This is a genomic window from Amycolatopsis thermalba, from assembly GCF_003385215.1.
GTDB lineage: Bacteria > Actinomycetota > Actinomycetes > Mycobacteriales > Pseudonocardiaceae > Amycolatopsis_E > Amycolatopsis_E thermalba.
Genome location: NZ_PQHW01000208.1, coordinates 1 through 2,170, shown reverse-complemented (window position 1 = coordinate 2,170; position 2,170 = coordinate 1). Strand labels below are relative to the sequence as shown.

Sequence of the window (2,170 nt, the reverse complement as noted above, 5' to 3'; positions counted from 1 at the left end):
CGCCGCTGCCCGGGGCGCGAAGACCCCGCCCCCGGGGCGCCGCCCGCGGCAGCGCGCCGTACCGCCGGAGGACGCCGACCGCCGCGCCGGGGAGCCACGCACCGGCGGCCCCGCGGCCGACCGCCCCCGCCGGGTCCCCCCACGAGGCGGCGACCCACGCCGAGCGCCCGAGGGCCGTCGCGGAGGCACCCCACGCCGCCGCCCCTGGGACGACGAAGCCTGAACACCGGGCGACGCTCCCCCTGGGGCGAGGCCTGAACACCGGGCGACGCGCCCCCTGGGGCGAGACCGGAGCACGGGAACACGCCCCTGAGGCGAGCCCTGAACACCGGGCGACGCCCCCTCGGGCCGAGACCGGAGCACCGAGAACCACACCCCCTGAGCGGAACCGGAGCACTGGGCAACAGCGTCCCGGGGGCATGACTTCAGCTCCGGGCCGCAGGCGTCCAGGAGGGCAACGGCCTCAGCCCCGACTGCATGCCCCAGGGGAACGCGACCCTGGGTGCGCCGGGACTACCCGGCCGGCGGGACCTGGCTCGAAGGCCTCTGGGCACGGCGGGACCCACCCCGCCGCGACGACTCCTGACCGCCGCTGGATGCGCCTCCCGGCACAAGCACCGGAGAACTCGCCTGTCTTGGAGTTGAAACACTCGCCTGTCCTGAAACAGCATCCGGCTGGAGTCGGATGCCTTGAAACAGCATGCGACTTGACGGCGGATGTCGTCGAGCAACAGCAGGCGTGGAGTAGACATGCTCACGATCGCTAGGGCTGGGGAAGGCCCACTGGCTGTCGGGTGAGGAGTTGGTTTCCGGGCTCAGCGGGGTGGGGCACGGTCGTGTGGGCATCACGGTCGGTTGCGGATCGCGTATACGAGGCCGGAGGGGACGAACTCGGCGTGGGGACTTGCCATCCGCGCGCCCAAAGTGCGCTTCCCATCCGCAGGGCCGGACGTGACAAGTGCCCGGGACGAAACTGTCCCGGGCACTCGAAACCCGCACCTACCGAAAGCAGCTCACCCAAGCACCCAGCCACCACGCGAACCAGGCGGTCGCTGGGGCCTGCCGGAAGCGATCCGACGCTCAGACGCTGCGCAGCTCGCGCGGTAGGGCGAACGCGATCTTCTCGTTGGCGGTCGTCACTTCCTGCACCTCGCCCCAGCCGCGTTCGGACAGCCAGGTCAGCAGGTCCATCACCAGCACGTCCGGCACCGACGCACCACTCGTCACGCCGACCGTCGTCACGTCCTGCAGCCACGCCTCGTCGACCTCGTGAGCAAAATCGATCAGGTGCGCGTCCCGGGCGCCGGCCTGCTTGGCGACCTCCACCAGGCGCTGCGAGTTCGACGAGTTCTTCGACCCGACGACCAGCACCAGATCACACTCCGGCGCCATCGCCTTCACCGCCGTCTGCCGGTTGGACGTCGCGTAACAAATGTCGTCGCTGGGCGGGTCCGCCAGGTTCGGGAAGCGGTCCTTCAGCTGGTCGACGCGCTCCATCGTCTCGTCCACGCTCAACGTGGTCTGCGACAACCACACCACCTTCGACGGGTCCCGCACCTCGACCTTCGCCGCGTCCTCGGCCGTGTCGACCAGCTGGACGTGCGTCGGCGCCTCACCGGCGGTGCCCTCGACCTCCTCGTGGCCCTCGTGCCCGATCAGCAGGATGTCGTAGTCCTGACCGGCGAACCGGTTGACCTCCTTGTGCACCTTCGTCACCAGCGGGCACGTCGCGTCGATCGTGCGCAGGTTGCGCTCCTTCGCCTCCGCGCGCACGGCCGGCGACACCCCGTGCGCCGAGAACACGACCAGCTCGCCCTCGGGCACCTCGGACGTCTCCTCGACGAAGATGACCCCGCGCTCACGCAGCGACTCGACCACGTGCCGGTTGTGCACGATCTCCTTGCGCACGTACACCGGCGGCCCGTACAGCTCCAGGGCCTTCTCCACGGCGACCACGGCGCGGTCGACGCCGGCGCAGTAGCCACGCGGCTTGGCCAGCAACACACGCTTGACGGGCTCGGAGACAGCAGTCATAGCTCCAGGGTACGGGCCGCCCGGCACCCGCACCTCGAGCCCACCGGGCACCACCCACCCGATTCGTGTGCATCCCGTCACGTCGCCACGCCGCGCCGGTTGGGCTGAACCGCCAAGGTGCGGCACGCTGTAACCA

Annotated in this window: 1 protein-coding gene; it reads right to left on the bottom strand. The window is 70.8% G+C overall.

Features of this window, described 5'->3' with window-relative positions:
• Nucleotides 1-1,080 precede the first annotated feature (1,080 nt).
• Nucleotides 1,081-2,034: a 4-hydroxy-3-methylbut-2-enyl diphosphate reductase gene (locus D0D15_RS35640; protein ID WP_094004714.1), complete on the bottom strand. Its 954-nt coding sequence runs from the start codon at nt 2,032-2,034 to the stop codon at nt 1,081-1,083.
• Nucleotides 2,035-2,170 lie beyond the last annotated feature (136 nt).